Origin of the sequence: Mesorhizobium sp. AR02 (assembly GCF_024746835.1) — a bacterium.
Lineage (GTDB): Bacteria > Pseudomonadota > Alphaproteobacteria > Rhizobiales > Rhizobiaceae > Mesorhizobium.
The window spans coordinates 706,440-721,854 of sequence record NZ_CP080531.1; the positions used below are offsets into that span (position 1 = coordinate 706,440).

Genomic DNA, 15,415 nt, shown 5'->3' on the forward strand with positions numbered 1-15,415 from the left:
TTTCGGGGAGCCGGCTTGCCAGCTTCGAAACACGGCATGCTTGAAATCCAAACCATATCCAAACGCTATGGCGAGACGGTCGCGCTGGCCGACGCTTCGATCGCGTTCCGGGCTGGCACCATCCACACCATCCTGGGCGAGAACGGTTCGGGCAAGAGCACGATGGTCAAGCTGTTGTCCGGCATCGTCCAGCCGGACAATGGCGCGATCCTGCTTCACGGCAAGCCATTCTCAGGCACCGGCCCCTCGGCCTTCCAGGCGCAAGGTTTTGCCACGGTGTTCCAGGAGGTGCTGATCGCACCGGATCGCAGCGTGACGGACAACATCCTGCTTGGCCTCGATGGGCTGGTCCGACGCGCTGTGCCGCGCCACGAGCGTCGCGACAGGGCGGCCGCCGCATTGAAGCGCTTCGCCGTGACCGACGTTCCCCTCGACAAACCAGCAGGCCTGCTGCCGCTCGCCGCGCAGCAACTCGTCGTTCTCGCTCGCGCCATCGTGCGCGATCCCAGGATTCTGATCCTCGACGAGGTGACCGCGGCACTCGATTTCGCCGACCGCGAATCCGTCTTTTCGCTGATGCGTACCCTCGCCGGCGAAGGCTGCCTCATCCTGTTCATCACGCACCGCATGGACGAGGTGATGTCGCTGTCGGATCGCATCTCGATCCTGCGTGGCGGCAGCGTGGTGCGCACCGAAGAACGCGGCGCCTCAACACCGGCTGAATTGCTCAAGGCCATGGCGCCACGCACGGCGGCGGAGCTCGCGCATGGCTGATCACAAGGCTCCTGGTCTCGCCATCCGCGACCTCGTCATCGCACCCGGCGCCAGTGCAATAACGCAAACCATCGCTCCTGGTGAGATCGTTGGCCTTGCTGGCCTCGATGGCCACGGCCAGGAGCTGTTCCTCAAGATGCTCGCCGGCCTGGCGCCGGCACTTGGCGGCTCGATCGAACTAGCCCTGCCCGGCGCATCCCGCAAGATCACGGGGTTCCGCAAGGCCGTTGCCAGCGGCATCGCCTACCTGCCGCGCGACAGGCGTGCGAACGGCATTTTTCCCACACAGTCGGTGCTCGACAATTTCGCCGTTTCGACCTTGTCGCGCGACACCCGTCTCGGCCTGATCAGTCCAACGGCGCGCAAGGCGCGCTACGACATCTACCGCGAAAAACTGTCGATCGCGGCACCCCGGCCCGATGCGCCGATCACCACCCTGTCAGGCGGCAACCAGCAGAAGGTGCTTTTGGCGCGGGCACTGGCGCTGGAGCCCGCTATCCTGCTTCTCAACGACCCGACGCGCGGCGTCGACGTGGCGACGCGGCATGTGCTCTACGACGTCTTTCGCGGACTGGCGGCCGACGGCATGGGACTGGTCATCCTGTCCAGCGAGATCGAGGAGATTCTTCTCCTCTGCCATCGGGTGCTGGTGTTCCGGGAAAACGAGGTTGCGGCGGAAATCTCTGGTGAGGCGATGACCACCGATAGCGTGATATCAGCCATGTTCGGGCGTGCGGCATGAGCCCTTGCACGCGCCTCCTGTCACTCGGGCGAAGCGTCGGTTTCGCCGTGGTGCTGCTGGCTGTCCTGCTGGCGGTCAATCTCATCCTCAGCCCGGCGCGGTTCCAGCCGGGGTCGTGGGGGGCGCTGGTCGGACTGGCCGCGCCGCTGATCGGCGCGGCCATCGCCTCGACACCGGTGATCCTTGCGGGGCGTGGCGGCATCGACATCTCGGTCGGGCCGCTGATGGGTTTCGTCAACGCCGTGGTGATCCAGATGCTGTTCCTCAAGGCCGGCATCTCGTCGCCACTGCTGCTCGTGCCAGCGGCCCTGCTCATCGGCGCACTGATCGGCGCGGCGAACGGTTTTCTGGCGACGATCGTGCGCATCCAGCCGATCGTCGCCACGCTCGGCACCTATCTGATCCTCACCGGCGTGACGCTGACGATCCTGCCGGCGCCGATCGGCCCGGCGCCGGCCTGGCTCAAGGCCTTGGCTGGTCCTTGGTCGATGCTGCCGCTGCTGTTGATGTTCCTTGCCTGGTGGCTGGTGCGGCGCCTTTCCTATTATGACCAGCTGATGGCAGTCGGCAGCGACGACCGTGCCGCCTACACCGCCGGTGTCGATGTCACGCGCGTGCGCTTCATCGCCTATGTCATGACCGGCATCCTCGGCGGATGCGCAGGGCTGATGCTGACGGCGCTGATCGGCTCGGCCGATCCCAATATCGGGCCGACCTACACGCTGATTGCGATTGCCGCCGTGGCGCTTGGCGGCGTCAGCCTTGCCGGCGGGCGTGGCGGCATCGCGGGTGCCGCGATCGGCGCCATCGACATCTTCCTGCTGCAGAGCGTGCTGACGACGTTCAACGTCTCCACCTTCGTGCTGCAGATCGCCTATGGCGCCATACTGGTGCTGGCGGTGATGCTGACCGCGCTGCAGGAACGTCTTGCCACGAGGGGGCGCTGACATGGCCACTGGGCGAAACCTGTTTGCGACAACCAATGCCCGCGTCGTCGGCGCTTTCTGCGTCGCCGCCCTTCTGCACCTTGCCGGCACAGTTCTCATTCCCGGCTACTCGGCGCCGTTTGCAATACGCGCCATGCTGGTGCTTGCCTCGCTGCTTGCCGTCGCCTCAATCGGACAGACGCTGGTCGTCATCATGGGCGGCATCGACCTGTCGATCCCTTTCGTCATCGGCTTTGCCAATGTCGTGGCCGCGCAGCTCTACGGCGATGGCTGGAATTTTGTCCTGGTCTGCGGCCTCGTCGCGGTGCTCGCGATCTTTATCGGCGGGTTGAACGGTCTGATTGCGCGCAGCCTCGACATCCAGCCGCTCATCGTCACGCTCGGCATTGGCATGGTCGTGCAAGGGCTGGTGCTGTTATGGACGGCCGGCTTCCCCTCAGGCTCTGCGCCGCAAGCGGTTTCCAGCTTCGTATCGATCGGCGGCTCGGCCGGGCCGCTGCCGGTGCCGTGGCTGGTGCCGAGTCTGGTCGTGCTGGCGGCGCTTGTCGTGCTGGTGCTGGAGCGAATGCCCTACGGACGCCGGCTCTATGCTCTGGGCAGCAATCCGGGCGCAGCACCTCTGGCACTGATCGACCCGGTTCGCATGTGGGTCATCACTTATGCGGCTAGCGCCTTCTTCGCTGCCGTGGCCGGCGTGTTGCTGCTTGGCTTCACCGGCTCGGCCTATGGCGATGTCGGCCAGCCCTATCTGTTCCAGACCATCGCAGCCGTGGTCGTCGGCGGTGCGGCACTCGTCGGAGGCCGTGGCAGCTATCTCGGCACCATCGCCGGCGTGCTGGTGCTGACCGAGATCAACACGCTGCTGATCGGGCTTGGCTTCCAGCCGTCGGCGGTGCAGGCCGCACTGGGCTTCATCATCGTGCTGCTGGTATCGCTCTACGGCCGCGAGCGGCACGTCTCGACGACGATCTGACGGTGGCTACTTCAACTGCCAGAGCTTGCGGGCATTGCCCGACAACAGCCTGTCGCGCTCCGAAGCGCTGCAGCCGGAAAGCAGCGCATGGGTCGCCGCCACCCAGGTCGAGAGGCCGCCGCCGAGCGTACAGACCGGCCAATCGCTGCCCCAGACGACACGGTCCCAGCCGAACGCAGCGATGGTGTGTTCGACATAGGGCCGCAATGTCTCGACCGTCCAGGCAGGACCGGCATAGGCAACGACGCCGGAAATCTTGGCTGTGACGTTCGGGCGCCGTGCGATCTCGCTCATATGTTCGCGCCACGGGTGTTCGCTGTTGCCCTTGATATCGGGCACGCCGCAGTGGTCGAGGACGAACTGGACGTCGGGCGCCAGGTCGGCCAGTGCGATCGCCTTGGGGATCTGGTGCGGCAGCACGACGAGATCGAAGGTCAGGCTGGTGCCGCCAAGCCGCCTGATGTTGTCGCGGAACACCGCGCCTTCCGACAGATCGTCGGGCACAACGTGGAGCACGCGACGGAAGCCCTTGACGAAGGGATTGGCCCGCTGGCGTTCGAGATAGGTGGCAAAGTCAGCCTCTTCCGGCCGGCAGGATGCGATCGCCCCGACGAGCATGCTGCCGGACTGCCGTGACAGCCCTTCGACACGAGTGGTCTCGGCCTCGATATCAGCCGGATCGACATCGACCTCCATATGCAGCACGCGCTCGACGCCGACACGCTGCGCCTCCGTGGCGTATTCCTCATAGGAGAAATCGCGGTTGAGCGCCGGCACGCCGGCGAGCCAGGGATAGCGCAAGGCTGAGCGGTCGATGAGATGCAGATGGGTGTCGATGATCATGGCGAGCTCCTCCGTCCAGTGTTTTCAAATCATCTCACGGAGGAATTCTTCATTCAAATAAGAATTTACGCCGATGAACCGACAGTCGAGCCTGCCAGGTGCGACAGCTTCTCGCACGTTGCCAGCAAGAGCTCGATGGTCCGGGTTATATCGGGTGCGGCAGGCGTGTTGATGACGGTGATGTAGGGGATCGACAGCGCGGCGATCGCCCTGCCGTCGGAACTGCGCACCGGTGCCGAGAGATTGAAGACGCCTGCTGTCTGCATCGAGGCCATCATCTCGTAGCCGCGGTCGCGAATCTGGTCGAGCCGGGTGAAGAACTCCGCCGATTGCGGCGTCTTGTCCGTGCTGCGGACGTATTCGGAAATCATCATCTGCCGCTCTTCCTGCGAGCGGAAGGCGAGCAGCACATGGCCCGAACCGGTGTCGAACAGGCTGATATGGGAGCCGACCCGGATCGAGATTCCCCAGTAATTCGGCGCCTCCTGCTGGGCGATGACGACAGCAGAACCGCGATCAAAAACAACGAGTTGGTTGGCCTGCTGCGAGGTCTCGGCCAGCTCGCGCATCAAAGGGGTGGCATAGGAGACCAGCCGCCGCACCGGGGCATGCAATTGCGCCAGGCCGAACAGTTTCAGCGTTAGCGAATAACGATCCCCATCAAGCCGTGTGACATAGCCGCGCCGCACCAGCCGATCGAGCATGCGGTAGAATTCGTTGGGGCTGCGGTCGAGTTTCTTGGCGATTTCGGCCTGGGTCAGGCCGCCGTCGACGCCGGCCAGCAGTTCAAGGATGTCGAGCCCCTTGTCGAGCGCCGGCGCGCGGTAGCGCTCGTCTTCGCTGTCATCCATGGGCCCATCTCTCCAGTGAATTCGATTCTTCATATACGCAGGAATGCGGCCATCGGAAACAAATTTCGCCTTGACGTACGTATGAATGTTTTGTTTGTATATGAATGTAGCATTTCTTGTCACGCGGACAAGTTGCGGTCGCCGCTAAGGCGCACCCAGGGAGGATACCAATGAACAGACTGCTTTCCGGCGTCTCCGCCGGCGCATTGGTGCTTGCATTTGGTGCAGGCACGGCCCTTGCCGGCGACCTGCCCGGCAAGTTCGAAGGCGTTACCGTCGACGTGAAACTGATCGGCGGCCAGCAATATGAAAAGCTCTATGAGCGCATTCCCGAATGGGAGAAGGCGACCGGCGCCAAGGTCAACATCCTGACCAAGAAGAACGGCTTCGACATCGACAAGGAGCTCAAGTCCGACATCGCCTCGGGCAGCACCAATTGGTGCGTCGGCTGGAACCATTCGTCCTTCGCGCCGCAGTACACGGGCCTCTACACCGACCTCAGCAAATTGCTGCCCAAGGCAGAGATCGACGCCTTCGTACCGTCGACCATCAAGGCAGCGACCATCGACGGCAAGCTGGAGATGCTGCCGCGCGCGCAGTTCGACGTCTCGGCGCTCTACTACCAGAAGAGCCTGTACGAAAACGCCGACAACAAGACCAAGTTCAAGGCGAAATATGGCTATGATCTGGTGCCCCCGGACACCTGGAAGGAAGTCACCGACCAGGCCGAGTTCTTCGCCAACCCGCCCAATTTCTACGGCACGCAGTTCGCCGGCAAGGAAGAGGCGATTAATGGCCGCTTCTACGAGATGGTCGTCGCCGAGGGTGGCGAATATCTCGACAAGGACGGCAAGCCGGTGTTCAACTCCGAGGCCGGCATCCGGGCGCTCGACTGGTTCGTCAACCTCTACAAGGCCAAGGCCGTGCCGGCCGGAACCACCAACTATCTCTGGGACGATCTCGGCCAGGGCTTTGCTTCGGGCACCGTCGCCATCAACCTCGACTGGCCTGGCTGGGCCGGCTTCTTCAATGATACGAAGTCGTCGAAGGTCGCCGGCAATGTCGGCGTGAAAGTCGCGCCGAAGGGTTCTTCCGGCAAGCGCACCGGCTGGTCGGGTTTCCATGGTTTCTCGGTGACCGAGAACTGCCCGCACAAGGAGGCCGCGGCTTCGCTCGTCTGGTGGCTGACCAACGAGGACAGCCAGAAGCTCGAGGCCGCCGCAGGCCCGCTGCCGACCCGCACAGCGGTCTGGGATTGGGACCTGAAGCAGGCCGAAAACGATCCCTACAAGAAGGAAGTTCTGTCCGCCTTCCAGGAAGAAGCCAAGCACGCCTTTGCCGTGCCGCAGACGCCTGAATGGATCGAAATCTCGAACGCCGTCTATCCAGAACTGCAGGCGGCGATCCTTGGCGACAAGACCTCGAAGCAGGCACTGGACGAAGCCGCCGCCAAGGCGACGCAGATCCTCCAGGACGCCGGCAAGCTCTAGAACCGTCTCCCAAGGCTGCCTCCCCCATTATGATGGGGGAGGCGATCGCGGTTTGCCGGTGCGGACCCGAGCCTTCCCCCGGCTAGGGCTCGACGAACGGGCGGCCGACAATTGAATGCAAAACCCCAAAGGACTCTGATGAAGGGCTTCAAGCCATCGGCGCCGTTCCTGCTGCTGCTTCCGGCCTTCATCGTGCTGGCGGCGGTCGTCGTCGTGCCGCTGCTCTTGTCGCTCTATTCGAGCTTCACGCCGTTCCGGCTGACCAAGCCCGAGACGTTCTTCGTCTTCGTCGGCTTCCGGAACTATCTCTCCATCCTGGCCAACACCGATTTCTGGTGGGCGTTCGGCCGCACGGTGCTGCTGCTGACCATCGCGCTCAATCTCGAAATGCTGCTTGGCCTTGGCCTTGCCATGCTGGTCGAGAAGGCGACGCGTGGGCAGCGCATCCTGCGCACGCTGATGATGTTTCCGATGATGTTCTCGCCGATCCTCGTCGGCTTCCAGTTCAAGTTCATGTTCAACGACAATATCGGCCTGGTGAACAACGCCCTGCAGTCGCTCGGCATCACGCAGGACGCCATTCCGTGGCTGATCGAGGGCCATCTTGCCTTCATCGCCATTTCGATCGCCGAAATCTGGTCGTCGACGGCGATCTTCGCCATCCTGATCCTCGCCGGCCTGCTCGCCATGCCCAAGGAGCCGATCGAGGCGGCGCGCGTCGATGGTTGCACGCCGTGGCAGACATTCCGCTATGTGACGTGGCCGTTCGTCATGCCCTTCGCCTACATCGCCATGACCATCCGCTCGCTCGACATCGCGCGCGCCTATGACATCGTCAAGATCATGACCGATGGCGGACCTGCCGGCCGCACGGAGCTGTTGTGGACGCTGGTGGCGCGCACCGCCTACAGCGACGGGCGCATGGGCATGGCCAACGCCATGGCCTACTTCTCGATCCTGCTGTCGATCGCCTTCACCGTCTATTTCTTCAACAAGCTCGCCGCGGCGCGCACGCAGATCGGTGCGGAGTGGTGAGGATGGACGAGAATTCTTCCGCCCGCCTGAAGCGCCGGCTGCTTGGCATCGTCTATCGCATCGGCCTGTTCCTGGCGATGCTGACCATCTGCCTGCCCGGCCTGTGGATCGTCATCTCATCGCTGCGGCCGACCGTCGAGATCATGGCCAAGCCGCCGGTGTGGATTCCGCAAGAGGTCTCGTTCGACGCCTATGTTTCGATGTTCAGCGGCATCGGCAAGGGCGGCATCCCGGTCATCGAATATTTCCGCAACTCGCTGATCATCTCGGTGACCTCCACGGTCATTGCGGTCGCCATCGGCATGGCCGGCGGCTATGCCTTCGCGCGCTACCGCTTCCGCGGCAAATCGAGCGTCTTTCTCGGCCTGATGCTGACGCGCACCGTGCCGGGCATCGCGCTCTCGCTGCCGCTGTTCTTCCTCTATGTGCGGCTCGGCATCATCGACACGCATTTCGGGCTGATCCTTGCCTATGTCGCACTCAACGTGCCGTTCACGATCTGGCTGATCGACGGCTTCTTCCGACAGGTGCCCAAGGACTTGGCGGAGGCCGCACAGATCGATGGCTGCACGCGCTGGCAGGCGTTCTGGCAGGTCGAGTTCCCGCTCGCCGGGCCGGGCATCGCGGCGGCCGCGATCTTTGCCTTCCTGACCTGCTGGAACGAGTTCGCGCTGGCTTCGCAACTGACCCGCTCGGTCAGCGCCAAGACACTGCCGGTCGGCCTGCTCGACTACACCGCCGAGTTCACCATCGACTGGCGCGGCATGTGCGCGCTTGCCGTGGTGATGATCATTCCGGCGCTCACCCTCACTTACATCGTCCAGAAACACCTTGTCGGCGGCCTGACCTCCGGCGCGGTGAAAGGCTGATCCCATGGCAACGGTTTCCCTCAAAAAACTGACCAAGCGCTACGGCAATATCGGGATCGTGCATGGCATCGATCTCGATATTACCGACCGCGAATTCATCGCACTGGTCGGGCCGTCGGGTTGCGGCAAGTCGACGACATTGCGCATGATCGCCGGGCTGGAGGAAATCAGCGCCGGCTCGATCGAGATCGGCGGGCGCGTGGTCAACGATTTGCCGCCGCGCTCGCGCAACATCTCGATGGTGTTCCAGTCCTACGCGCTCTATCCGCACATGACGGTGCGCGAGAATCTCGGCTTCTCGCTGAAGATCGCCGGAGCCGCCAAGGAAGACATGGATCGCCGCGTCGCCGAAGCCTCGGCCATCCTTGGCCTCGATACGCTGCTCGACCGCCGCCCGTCGCAACTGTCCGGCGGCCAGCGCCAGCGCGTCGCCATGGGCCGCGCCATCGTGCGCGATCCCGACGTGTTCCTGTTCGATGAGCCGCTTTCCAATCTCGACGCCAAGCTGCGCACGCAGATGCGCACCGAAATCAAGAAGCTGCATGCCAAGGTGCAGTCGACGGTGATCTACGTCACCCATGATCAGGTCGAGGCGATGACGCTGGCCGACCGCATCGTCATCATGCGCGACGGCCATATCGAACAGGTCGGCACGCCCGACGAGGTCTTCCGGCAGCCGGCGACGCGTTTCGTCGCCGGCTTCATCGGCTCGCCGCCGATGAATTTGCACGAGGCGACGATCGATGACGGCCAGATGGTTTTCGCCAGCGGCGAGAAGCTGCCGCTGCCCGTCCAGTTCAAGGCCAATGTCGCCACCGGCGACAAGGTGGTGTTCGGGCTGCGGCCCGACGACATCTATCCGACCGGCCATGGCATCAGCTCCGGTGGTGCGGCCGATGTCCACCAGATCGAACTGCCGATCACCGTCACCGAACCGCTCGGCAACGAGACGCTGGTGTTCGTCGAATTCAACGGCACGGACTGGGTCTCGCGCATGCTGAACCCGCGCCCGTTGCGGTCCGGCGAGCGGGTGGCGATGAGCCTCGACCTGTCGCAGGCGCATCTGTTTGCCGCTGAGACCGGAAAGACACTGCGGAGGAGCTGACGGACATGGCGAAGATCGAAAAGATAGAACTGCGGATGGTGGACCTTGTGCCCAAGGTCAAGCGCACCGACGCGATTCAGAGTTTCGTCAGCCAGGAAACGCCGATCGTCACCATCACCGATTCCGACGGCGCGGTCGGCACCGGCTACAGCTACACGATCGGCACCGGCGGCTCCTCGGTGATGCGGCTTTTGTCCGATCATCTGGTGCCGCGCCTGATCGGCCGCGACCCCGACATGATCGAGGCGATCTGGCACGATCTCGAATTCGCAACGCACGCCACGACCATCGGCGCGATCACGGCCATAGCTATTGCGGCGATTGATACGGCGCTGTGGGATCTCAGGGCGAAGAAGCAGAACCTGCCGCTGTGGAAACTGACCGGCGGCGCCAAGGACCGCTGCCCGCTCTACACCACCGAAGGCGGCTGGCTACACATCGAGACGGCCGCACTGGTCGACGATGCTCTCGCCGCCAAGGCCAAGGGATTTCGTGGCTCGAAGGTGAAGATCGGCAAGCCGCACGGGTCGGAGGATCTTGCGCGCCTGGCGGCGGTGCGCAAAGCGGTCGGCGACGGCTACGAGATCATGACCGACGCCAATCAGGGGTTCTCGGTCGACGAGGCGATCCGGCGCGCGGGAAAGCTGCGCGAGCTCGACCTTGCCTGGATCGAGGAACCGCTGCCGGCTGACGATATCGACGGGCATATCAGGTTGTCGAACTCGACGCCGACGCCGATCGCCATCGGCGAGTCGCTCTACTCCATCCGCCATTTCCGCGAATACATGCAGAAAGGCGCCTGTTCGATCGTGCAGGTCGATGTCGGCCGCATCGGCGGCATCACGCCCTGGCTCAAAATCGCCCATGCGGCGGAAGCCTTCGACATTCCGGTCTGCCCGCATTTCCTGATGGAACTGCATGTCAGCCTGACCTGCGCTGTTCAGAACGGCCGATATGTCGAGTACATTCCGCAACTCGATGAGTTGACCGGCAAGCATATGCGTATTGAGGATGGGCATGCGCTGGCGCCAAACGAGCCCGGCATCGGCATCGACTGGGACTGGGACGCGGTCAAGGCCATGAGCATCGCCGAATTCACGACGGCGATCACGAAATAGGGGAACGGATATGCAGCGGATGGGGATGGTGCTGGGGCTGAAGCCTGAGAAAGTCGAGGAGTATGTCCGCCTGCATGCCGCCGTCTGGCCTGACGTCCTGACCATGATCTCGGCCTGCAACATCAAGAATTATTCGATCTATCTGAAGCGGCCCGAGAACCTGTTGTTTTCCTCCTTCGAATACCACGGCACCGACTATGCGGCTGACATGGCCAAGATGGCTGCCGACCCCAGGACGCAGGAATGGTGGGCCGTTTGCATGCCATGCCAGGAGCCGCTGGCGACACGCAAGGCGGGCGAATGGTGGGCGTCGATGGACGAAGTCTTCCATCATGACTGATGGCGGTTTCGACCCTGCCTTACTCGTCCAGTCATGGCCGAAACCCTCAAAACCTCGGCCGATCGTCACTTTCGGCGCCGGGTCGATCGTCGGCGACGCGCATTTCCCGGCCTACCGGAAGGCAGGATTCCCGGTTGCCGGCCTCTATGATCCGGACCAGGCCAAGGCGCATATCCTCGCCGAGAAATGGGGCGTGACGGCGTTCCGCTCGGTCGGCGAAGCCGCTTCCGTCAAGGACGCGATCTTCGATCTGGCGACGCCGCCGGGACGGCACGCCGAAATCCTGAAAGCCTTGCCCGACGGGGCCGCCGCACTGATCCAGAAGCCGATGGGCAACTACCTCGGCGAGACTACCGAAATCCTCGAAATCTGCCGCGCCAAAAACCTCAAGGCAGCGGTGAATTTCCAGCTCCGCTTCGCGCCGATGATGCTGGCGCTCAAGGATGCGATCGCCAAGGGCTGGCTGGGCGAGATCGTCGACTTCGACGCCTGGCTGGCGCTGGCAACGCCATGGGAGCTGTGGGAGTTCCTGCTCAAGGCGCCGCGCGTCGAGATCGCCATGCACTCGATCCATTATCTCGACCTCGTCAGGCAATTGCTTGGCGACCCCAAGGGCGTCCACGCCAAGACGCTCGGCCATCCCAACCACAAAGTGTCGCAGACACGCACCAGCGCCATCCTCGACTATGGCGACACGGTGCGCTGCGCGCTGTCGATCAACCACGATCACAAATTTGGACGCCGGCACCAGGCCTGCGAATTCCGCATCTGCGGCACGGAGGGTGCCGCCTATCTCAAGCTCGGCCTCAACCTCGACTATCCCCGGGGCGAACCGGACATTCTGGAGATCTATCCGAAAGGCGGGACGGACTGGATTGCCGTACCGCTCGCCGGCGAATGGTTCCCTGACGCCTTTGTCGGGCGCATGGCCAATGTCCAGCGCTTTGCCACAGGCGAGGACAACGAACTGGTCAGCTCGGTCGAGGACGCCTGGAACACCATGGCGCTGGTGGAAGCCGCCTATCGTTCGAGTGCGGCGCCGGCGACGCCGATCGCGGAAAGACCCTGATGGAACAGATCACCTATTTCGAAGACTATGAGATCGGCTCTTCGCGGCTGACCAGCGGCCGCACCATCACCGAGACCGACTTCATCGTCCATGCCGGGCACACCGGCGACTTCTTCCCGCACCACATGGATGCCGAGTACATGAAGACGACGCCATTCGGCCAGCGCATCGCGCATGGCACGCTGGTGTTCTCGGTCGGCATCGGGTTGACGGCAAGCATCGTCAATCCCGTCGCCTTTTCCTATGGCTATGACCGGCTGCGCTTCATCAAGCCGGTGTTCATCGGCGATACGATCCGCACGCGCACCACCATCACGGCCAAGGAAGACGATCCGAAGCGACCGGGTTCAGGACGGGTGATCGAGCGTTGCGAGGTGATCAACCAGCGCGGCGACGTGGTGCTGGCGGCAGACCACATCTATATCGTCGAACGCAAGCCGGCCTAACGAAGTCCGCGCTATGCACCGGTGGCGCGCTTCGTAATGCGCTCCAGCCCGAGCAACAGGACCAACGTCGCCGCCACCAGGATCATGGTGAGTGCGGCACCGGCAAAGATGTCGCCGCGATCGGTGAGGCTGAAGATCGACACCGGCAGCGTCACCCAGCCCGGCGGATAGACCATGACAGTGGCGCCGAGTTCGCCCATCGACAGCGCGAAGCTCAAGCCGAAGGCTGCGACCAGATAGGGCGCCAGCAAAGGCAGCGTGACGTGCCAGAGCCGGTAGGCCGGCCGCGCGCCGAGGCTTGACGCCACCTGCTCGAAATCGGGCGAAAGCCGTGCCAGCCCGGCCGAGACATTGCCGAAGGTGAAAGCCGAGATCAGCACGAAATGCGCGATCATGACGATCGCGATCGTGCCGTTGAGCAGCAGCGGCGGATGGCTGAAGGCAACCAGCAGGCCAAGGCCGACGGATACGGAAGGCACAGCACTTGGGATGAAGAACAGCAGGCCAAGCAGCCGCTTCAAGGCATGGCCCTGAAGGCGAAGCGACAGGGCTGCCCAGGTACCACTGACCAGCGCCAGAGCGCTGGCCATGAAGCCGGTGATCAGGCTGGCCTTGACCGAGTTCCACGCCGCCCCCCTGATGACATCGGTGTAGTGCTCCGTCGTCAAGCCATTGGGCAGCACGCCATTCCACTGGCCGGCGAGGCTGGACAGGAGAATAACCGCCAGCGGCGCCAGGAACAGCACGCCGAAGATGAGCGCGAACAGCACCCACAACACGATACGACCCGGGCGCGACCAGACCAGCATGGCTAGGCTCCCAACCGGCCGGCTGCGAAGCGGTAGAGGCCGAACAGGCCGAGCGACAGCGCGATGTTGACCACGGCGATGATGCAGGCGACCTGGTAGGCCGATTCCTGGATCGCCTTGCCATAGATCAGCAGCGGCAAGGTGATGACACCCTTGGCGCCGATGAACAGCACGATGCCGAATTCATTGACGGTCAACAGCAGGCAGAGGCTGCCGCCGGCGATGAGGGCAGGAATTGCCGCCGGCAAGATGACCTGGCGCACGATGCGGAACGGCCGCGCGCCAAGCACGCTTGCCGCTTCGATCTGGCCACGATCGACCAGCGAAAAGGCGGCAAGCAGCGGCCGCAGGATGAAGGGCGTGTAGACGGTGACTTCGGCCAACACCACGCCCCAGGTCGAATAGAGGAAGTCGACGGGCGGCAGCGGCAGCGAGAAGGCTTCCATCAGCCCGGTGTTGAGCATGCCGGCGGAGCCGTAGAGGAAGGTGAAGGCAAGCGTCACCAGGAAGGTCGGCAGAGCGATGAAAGTGTCGATCAGCCGGGCGATGAAACCGCTGCCGGGGAACGGCACGAAGGCGAGGATCAGCGCCAGCACGAGGCCGACCATCAGGCATCCGGCCGTCGCCGTGACCGAGATCGTCACCGTGTTGATCAGCGCGTTGAGGAAGAAGCGCGAATGCAGCACGCGAAAAATCTCGGCGGCATTGGCGACACCGCTGTCGTCGAGGAAGGCCTGCCGAGCAATCAGCGCCAAGGGATAGAAGAACAGCAGTGCCAGCAGGGCCGCCGGCGGCACGATCCAGAATTTGCCGGGCTCTCTCCTGATCGCCGGTGCGTGAAGGGCGACCGCCTCAGACACCGGAATCTTCCGGCAGTAGCGAGGTGTCGGCGGGCGCGAAGAATAGCGGCACCTTGACGCCGGGTTCGGGCAAGGCGACCGGCAGTTTGGTTGCCGAGACGCGCACCGGCGTGCCGTCGACATCGAGCACGAGATGGGTGAGTTCGCCCTGCCAGTGCACTTCCCTGAGCGTGCCGACGATGCGGTTGGTGTGCTCGCTTTCGGCCGTCAGGCTCAGGTGCTGCGGCCGGATGCAGAGCAGGCTCTTGTCGCCAGCCTTCTCGTCACGGCCGGCGCCGGTGAGCACCGCGTCACCATGCCTTGCCGTGGCAAAGCCCTTCGATCCGACAGGCTCGGCAACGGTCACCGGCAAGAGGTTGGCACGGCCGAGGAATTCGGCGGTGAAACGGTTCGGCGGGCGACGGTAGAGTTCCGTCGTCGGTCCGTGCGAACAGACCCGGCCGTCGCGCATGATGGCGATCTTGTCGGCAAGCGTCAGCGCCTCGGTCTGGTCATGGGTAACGTAGAGGATGGTCAGGCCCGGCAGGCTGCGGTGCAGGCGGGCAATCTCCTCGACCATGTTGCGGCGGATCTGCGCGTCGAGCGCCGACAGAGGTTCATCGAGCAGGAGCACGCGCGGCCGTACGGCGAGCGCGCGGGCGATCGCGACACGCTGCTGCTGGCCGCCCGAAAGCTCGCGGGGATAGCGCTGGGCAAAAGTCGCCATGCCGACAGTGGCGAGCGCATCTTTCACCCGTTCGCCGATCAATGCCTTGTCGGCGCCTTGTGCCCTGAGGCCGAAGGCAACGTTGTCCTCGACCCGCATATGCGGAAACAGCGCGTAGTTCTGCACCACCATGCCAAGACCACGCTCGTAAGGCGGCAGATCGGTCACATCGGTGGCGCCGATGCGGATGCGGCCGCTTGCCGGCCGCACGAAGCCGGCCACCGCGCGCAGAGCGGTGGTCTTGCCGGAGCCGGACGGACCGATCATCGCCAGGATTTCGCCCGGCGCGATATCCAGGGTCAGCGGGTGCAGGACGACATGCGCGCCATAGGCGACGCTGACCTTGTCGAAGTGGACGTTGGAGCCGGCGCCGCGAATTTTCGCGGCGTCGATATCCATGACACTGGTACCAGTAAAGGCGACGGCCGACATGGCTTG

Annotated in this window: 17 protein-coding genes; 12 read left to right on the forward strand and 5 right to left on the reverse strand. The window is 63.7% G+C overall.

Features of this window, described 5'->3' with window-relative positions:
• The first annotated feature begins 36 nt into the window (after nt 1-36).
• Genes DBIPINDM_RS07995 through DBIPINDM_RS08010 form a run of 4 tightly spaced genes read left to right on the forward strand, consistent with a single transcriptional unit; the run spans nt 37 to nt 3,436 of the window.
• Nucleotides 37-774 (forward strand): ATP-binding cassette domain-containing protein, encoded by a 738-nt coding sequence (locus tag DBIPINDM_RS07995; protein ID WP_258585229.1) that lies wholly within the window; start codon nt 37-39, stop codon nt 772-774.
• Nucleotides 767-1,516 (forward strand): ATP-binding cassette domain-containing protein, encoded by a 750-nt coding sequence (locus tag DBIPINDM_RS08000; RefSeq protein WP_258585230.1) that lies wholly within the window; start codon nt 767-769, stop codon nt 1,514-1,516. The genes DBIPINDM_RS07995 and DBIPINDM_RS08000 overlap by 8 nt, the downstream gene beginning before the upstream one ends.
• Nucleotides 1,513-2,463, forward strand: coding sequence for an ABC transporter permease (locus tag DBIPINDM_RS08005; protein ID WP_258585231.1), 951 nt, complete (start codon nt 1,513-1,515; stop codon nt 2,461-2,463). The genes DBIPINDM_RS08000 and DBIPINDM_RS08005 overlap by 4 nt, the downstream gene beginning before the upstream one ends.
• Nucleotide 2,464: 1 nt before the next feature.
• A complete protein-coding gene (locus DBIPINDM_RS08010) occupies nt 2,465-3,436 on the forward strand; it encodes an ABC transporter permease (RefSeq protein WP_258585232.1) in 972 nt (323 codons plus the stop codon).
• A 6-nt stretch (nt 3,437-3,442) separates the two neighbouring features.
• Here the strand turns inward: DBIPINDM_RS08010 and DBIPINDM_RS08015 are convergent, their stop codons facing one another.
• Both DBIPINDM_RS08015 and DBIPINDM_RS08020 read right to left on the reverse strand, forming a co-directional pair.
• Nucleotides 3,443-4,279 carry an amidohydrolase family protein gene (locus DBIPINDM_RS08015; RefSeq protein WP_258585233.1) on the reverse strand — a complete coding sequence of 279 codons (837 nt, stop codon included), beginning with the start codon at nt 4,277-4,279 and terminating at the stop codon, nt 3,443-3,445.
• Between the two features lie 65 nt (nt 4,280-4,344).
• Nucleotides 4,345-5,130: an IclR family transcriptional regulator gene (locus DBIPINDM_RS08020; RefSeq protein WP_258585234.1), complete on the reverse strand. Its 786-nt coding sequence runs from the start codon at nt 5,128-5,130 to the stop codon at nt 4,345-4,347.
• A 170-nt stretch (nt 5,131-5,300) separates the two neighbouring features.
• Here DBIPINDM_RS08020 and DBIPINDM_RS08025 point away from each other — a divergent pair, with 170 nt between their 5' ends.
• The 8 genes from DBIPINDM_RS08025 (at nt 5,301) to DBIPINDM_RS08060 (ending at nt 12,602) form a co-directional block, all read left to right on the forward strand.
• The gene (locus DBIPINDM_RS08025) at nt 5,301-6,620 is read left to right on the forward strand and encodes an ABC transporter substrate-binding protein (RefSeq protein ID WP_258585235.1); all 1,320 of its coding nucleotides are present in this window, start codon (nt 5,301-5,303) and stop codon (nt 6,618-6,620) included.
• 138 nt (nt 6,621-6,758) lie between these two features.
• Nucleotides 6,759-7,655 (forward strand): carbohydrate ABC transporter permease, encoded by an 897-nt coding sequence (locus DBIPINDM_RS08030; protein WP_258585236.1) that lies wholly within the window; start codon nt 6,759-6,761, stop codon nt 7,653-7,655.
• A gap of 2 nt (nt 7,656-7,657) precedes the next feature.
• Nucleotides 7,658-8,524 carry a carbohydrate ABC transporter permease gene (locus DBIPINDM_RS08035; protein ID WP_258585237.1) on the forward strand — a complete coding sequence of 289 codons (867 nt, stop codon included), beginning with the start codon at nt 7,658-7,660 and terminating at the stop codon, nt 8,522-8,524.
• A gap of 4 nt (nt 8,525-8,528) precedes the next feature.
• Complete coding sequence (locus DBIPINDM_RS08040) at nt 8,529-9,629, forward strand: ABC transporter ATP-binding protein (protein WP_258585238.1); 1,101 nt, start codon at nt 8,529-8,531, stop codon at nt 9,627-9,629.
• Between the two features lie 5 nt (nt 9,630-9,634).
• Nucleotides 9,635-10,747, forward strand: a complete 1,113-nt coding sequence (locus DBIPINDM_RS08045) for a mandelate racemase/muconate lactonizing enzyme family protein (protein ID WP_258585239.1) — start codon at nt 9,635-9,637, stop codon at nt 10,745-10,747.
• A gap of 10 nt (nt 10,748-10,757) precedes the next feature.
• Nucleotides 10,758-11,087, forward strand: a complete 330-nt coding sequence (locus DBIPINDM_RS08050) for an L-rhamnose mutarotase (RefSeq protein ID WP_258585240.1) — start codon at nt 10,758-10,760, stop codon at nt 11,085-11,087.
• Entirely contained in the window at nt 11,080-12,156 is a 1,077-nt protein-coding gene (locus tag DBIPINDM_RS08055) for a Gfo/Idh/MocA family protein (RefSeq protein ID WP_258585241.1), read from the forward strand. Before DBIPINDM_RS08050 ends, DBIPINDM_RS08055 begins: the two co-directional genes overlap by 8 nt.
• Nucleotides 12,153-12,602: a MaoC/PaaZ C-terminal domain-containing protein gene (locus DBIPINDM_RS08060; RefSeq protein WP_258589218.1), complete on the forward strand. Its 450-nt coding sequence runs from the start codon at nt 12,153-12,155 to the stop codon at nt 12,600-12,602. The genes DBIPINDM_RS08055 and DBIPINDM_RS08060 overlap by 4 nt, the downstream gene beginning before the upstream one ends.
• Nucleotides 12,603-12,613: 11 nt before the next feature.
• Here DBIPINDM_RS08060 and DBIPINDM_RS08065 read toward each other — a convergent pair whose 3' ends face one another.
• From DBIPINDM_RS08065 to DBIPINDM_RS08075, 3 genes are read right to left on the reverse strand one after another with little or no spacing between them, the layout of a single operon-like run.
• Entirely contained in the window at nt 12,614-13,411 is a 798-nt protein-coding gene (locus DBIPINDM_RS08065) for an ABC transporter permease subunit (RefSeq protein ID WP_258585242.1), read from the reverse strand.
• Between the two features lie 2 nt (nt 13,412-13,413).
• Entirely contained in the window at nt 13,414-14,271 is an 858-nt protein-coding gene (locus tag DBIPINDM_RS08070) for a 2-aminoethylphosphonate ABC transporter permease subunit (RefSeq protein WP_258585243.1), read from the reverse strand.
• A complete protein-coding gene (locus DBIPINDM_RS08075; RefSeq protein ID WP_258585244.1) occupies nt 14,264-15,409 on the reverse strand; it encodes an ABC transporter ATP-binding protein in 1,146 nt (381 codons plus the stop codon). The genes DBIPINDM_RS08070 and DBIPINDM_RS08075 overlap by 8 nt, the downstream gene beginning before the upstream one ends.
• Nucleotides 15,410-15,415 lie beyond the last annotated feature (6 nt).

What these genes read in the sequence shown, in the direction of transcription:
- DBIPINDM_RS07995 (WP_258585229.1), top strand. Translation starts at nt 37, where the DNA reads ATGCTTGAAATCCAAACCATATCCAAACGCTATGGCGAGACGGTCGCG.
- DBIPINDM_RS08000 (WP_258585230.1), top strand. Translation starts at nt 767, where the DNA reads ATGGCTGATCACAAGGCTCCTGGTCTCGCCATCCGCGACCTCGTCATC.
- DBIPINDM_RS08005 (WP_258585231.1), top strand. Translation starts at nt 1,513, where the DNA reads ATGAGCCCTTGCACGCGCCTCCTGTCACTCGGGCGAAGCGTCGGTTTC.
- DBIPINDM_RS08010 (WP_258585232.1), top strand. Translation starts at nt 2,465, where the DNA reads ATGGCCACTGGGCGAAACCTGTTTGCGACAACCAATGCCCGCGTCGTC.
- DBIPINDM_RS08015 (WP_258585233.1), bottom strand. Translation starts at nt 4,279, where the DNA reads ATGATCATCGACACCCATCTGCATCTCATCGACCGCTCAGCCTTGCGC.
- DBIPINDM_RS08020 (WP_258585234.1), bottom strand. Translation starts at nt 5,130, where the DNA reads ATGGATGACAGCGAAGACGAGCGCTACCGCGCGCCGGCGCTCGACAAG.
- DBIPINDM_RS08025 (WP_258585235.1), top strand. Translation starts at nt 5,301, where the DNA reads ATGAACAGACTGCTTTCCGGCGTCTCCGCCGGCGCATTGGTGCTTGCA.
- DBIPINDM_RS08030 (WP_258585236.1), top strand. Translation starts at nt 6,759, where the DNA reads ATGAAGGGCTTCAAGCCATCGGCGCCGTTCCTGCTGCTGCTTCCGGCC.
- DBIPINDM_RS08035 (WP_258585237.1), top strand. Translation starts at nt 7,658, where the DNA reads ATGGACGAGAATTCTTCCGCCCGCCTGAAGCGCCGGCTGCTTGGCATC.
- DBIPINDM_RS08040 (WP_258585238.1), top strand. Translation starts at nt 8,529, where the DNA reads ATGGCAACGGTTTCCCTCAAAAAACTGACCAAGCGCTACGGCAATATC.
- DBIPINDM_RS08045 (WP_258585239.1), top strand. Translation starts at nt 9,635, where the DNA reads ATGGCGAAGATCGAAAAGATAGAACTGCGGATGGTGGACCTTGTGCCC.
- DBIPINDM_RS08050 (WP_258585240.1), top strand. Translation starts at nt 10,758, where the DNA reads ATGCAGCGGATGGGGATGGTGCTGGGGCTGAAGCCTGAGAAAGTCGAG.
- DBIPINDM_RS08055 (WP_258585241.1), top strand. Translation starts at nt 11,080, where the DNA reads ATGACTGATGGCGGTTTCGACCCTGCCTTACTCGTCCAGTCATGGCCG.
- DBIPINDM_RS08065 (WP_258585242.1), bottom strand. Translation starts at nt 13,411, where the DNA reads ATGCTGGTCTGGTCGCGCCCGGGTCGTATCGTGTTGTGGGTGCTGTTC.
- DBIPINDM_RS08075 (WP_258585244.1), bottom strand. Translation starts at nt 15,409, where the DNA reads ATGTCGGCCGTCGCCTTTACTGGTACCAGTGTCATGGATATCGACGCC.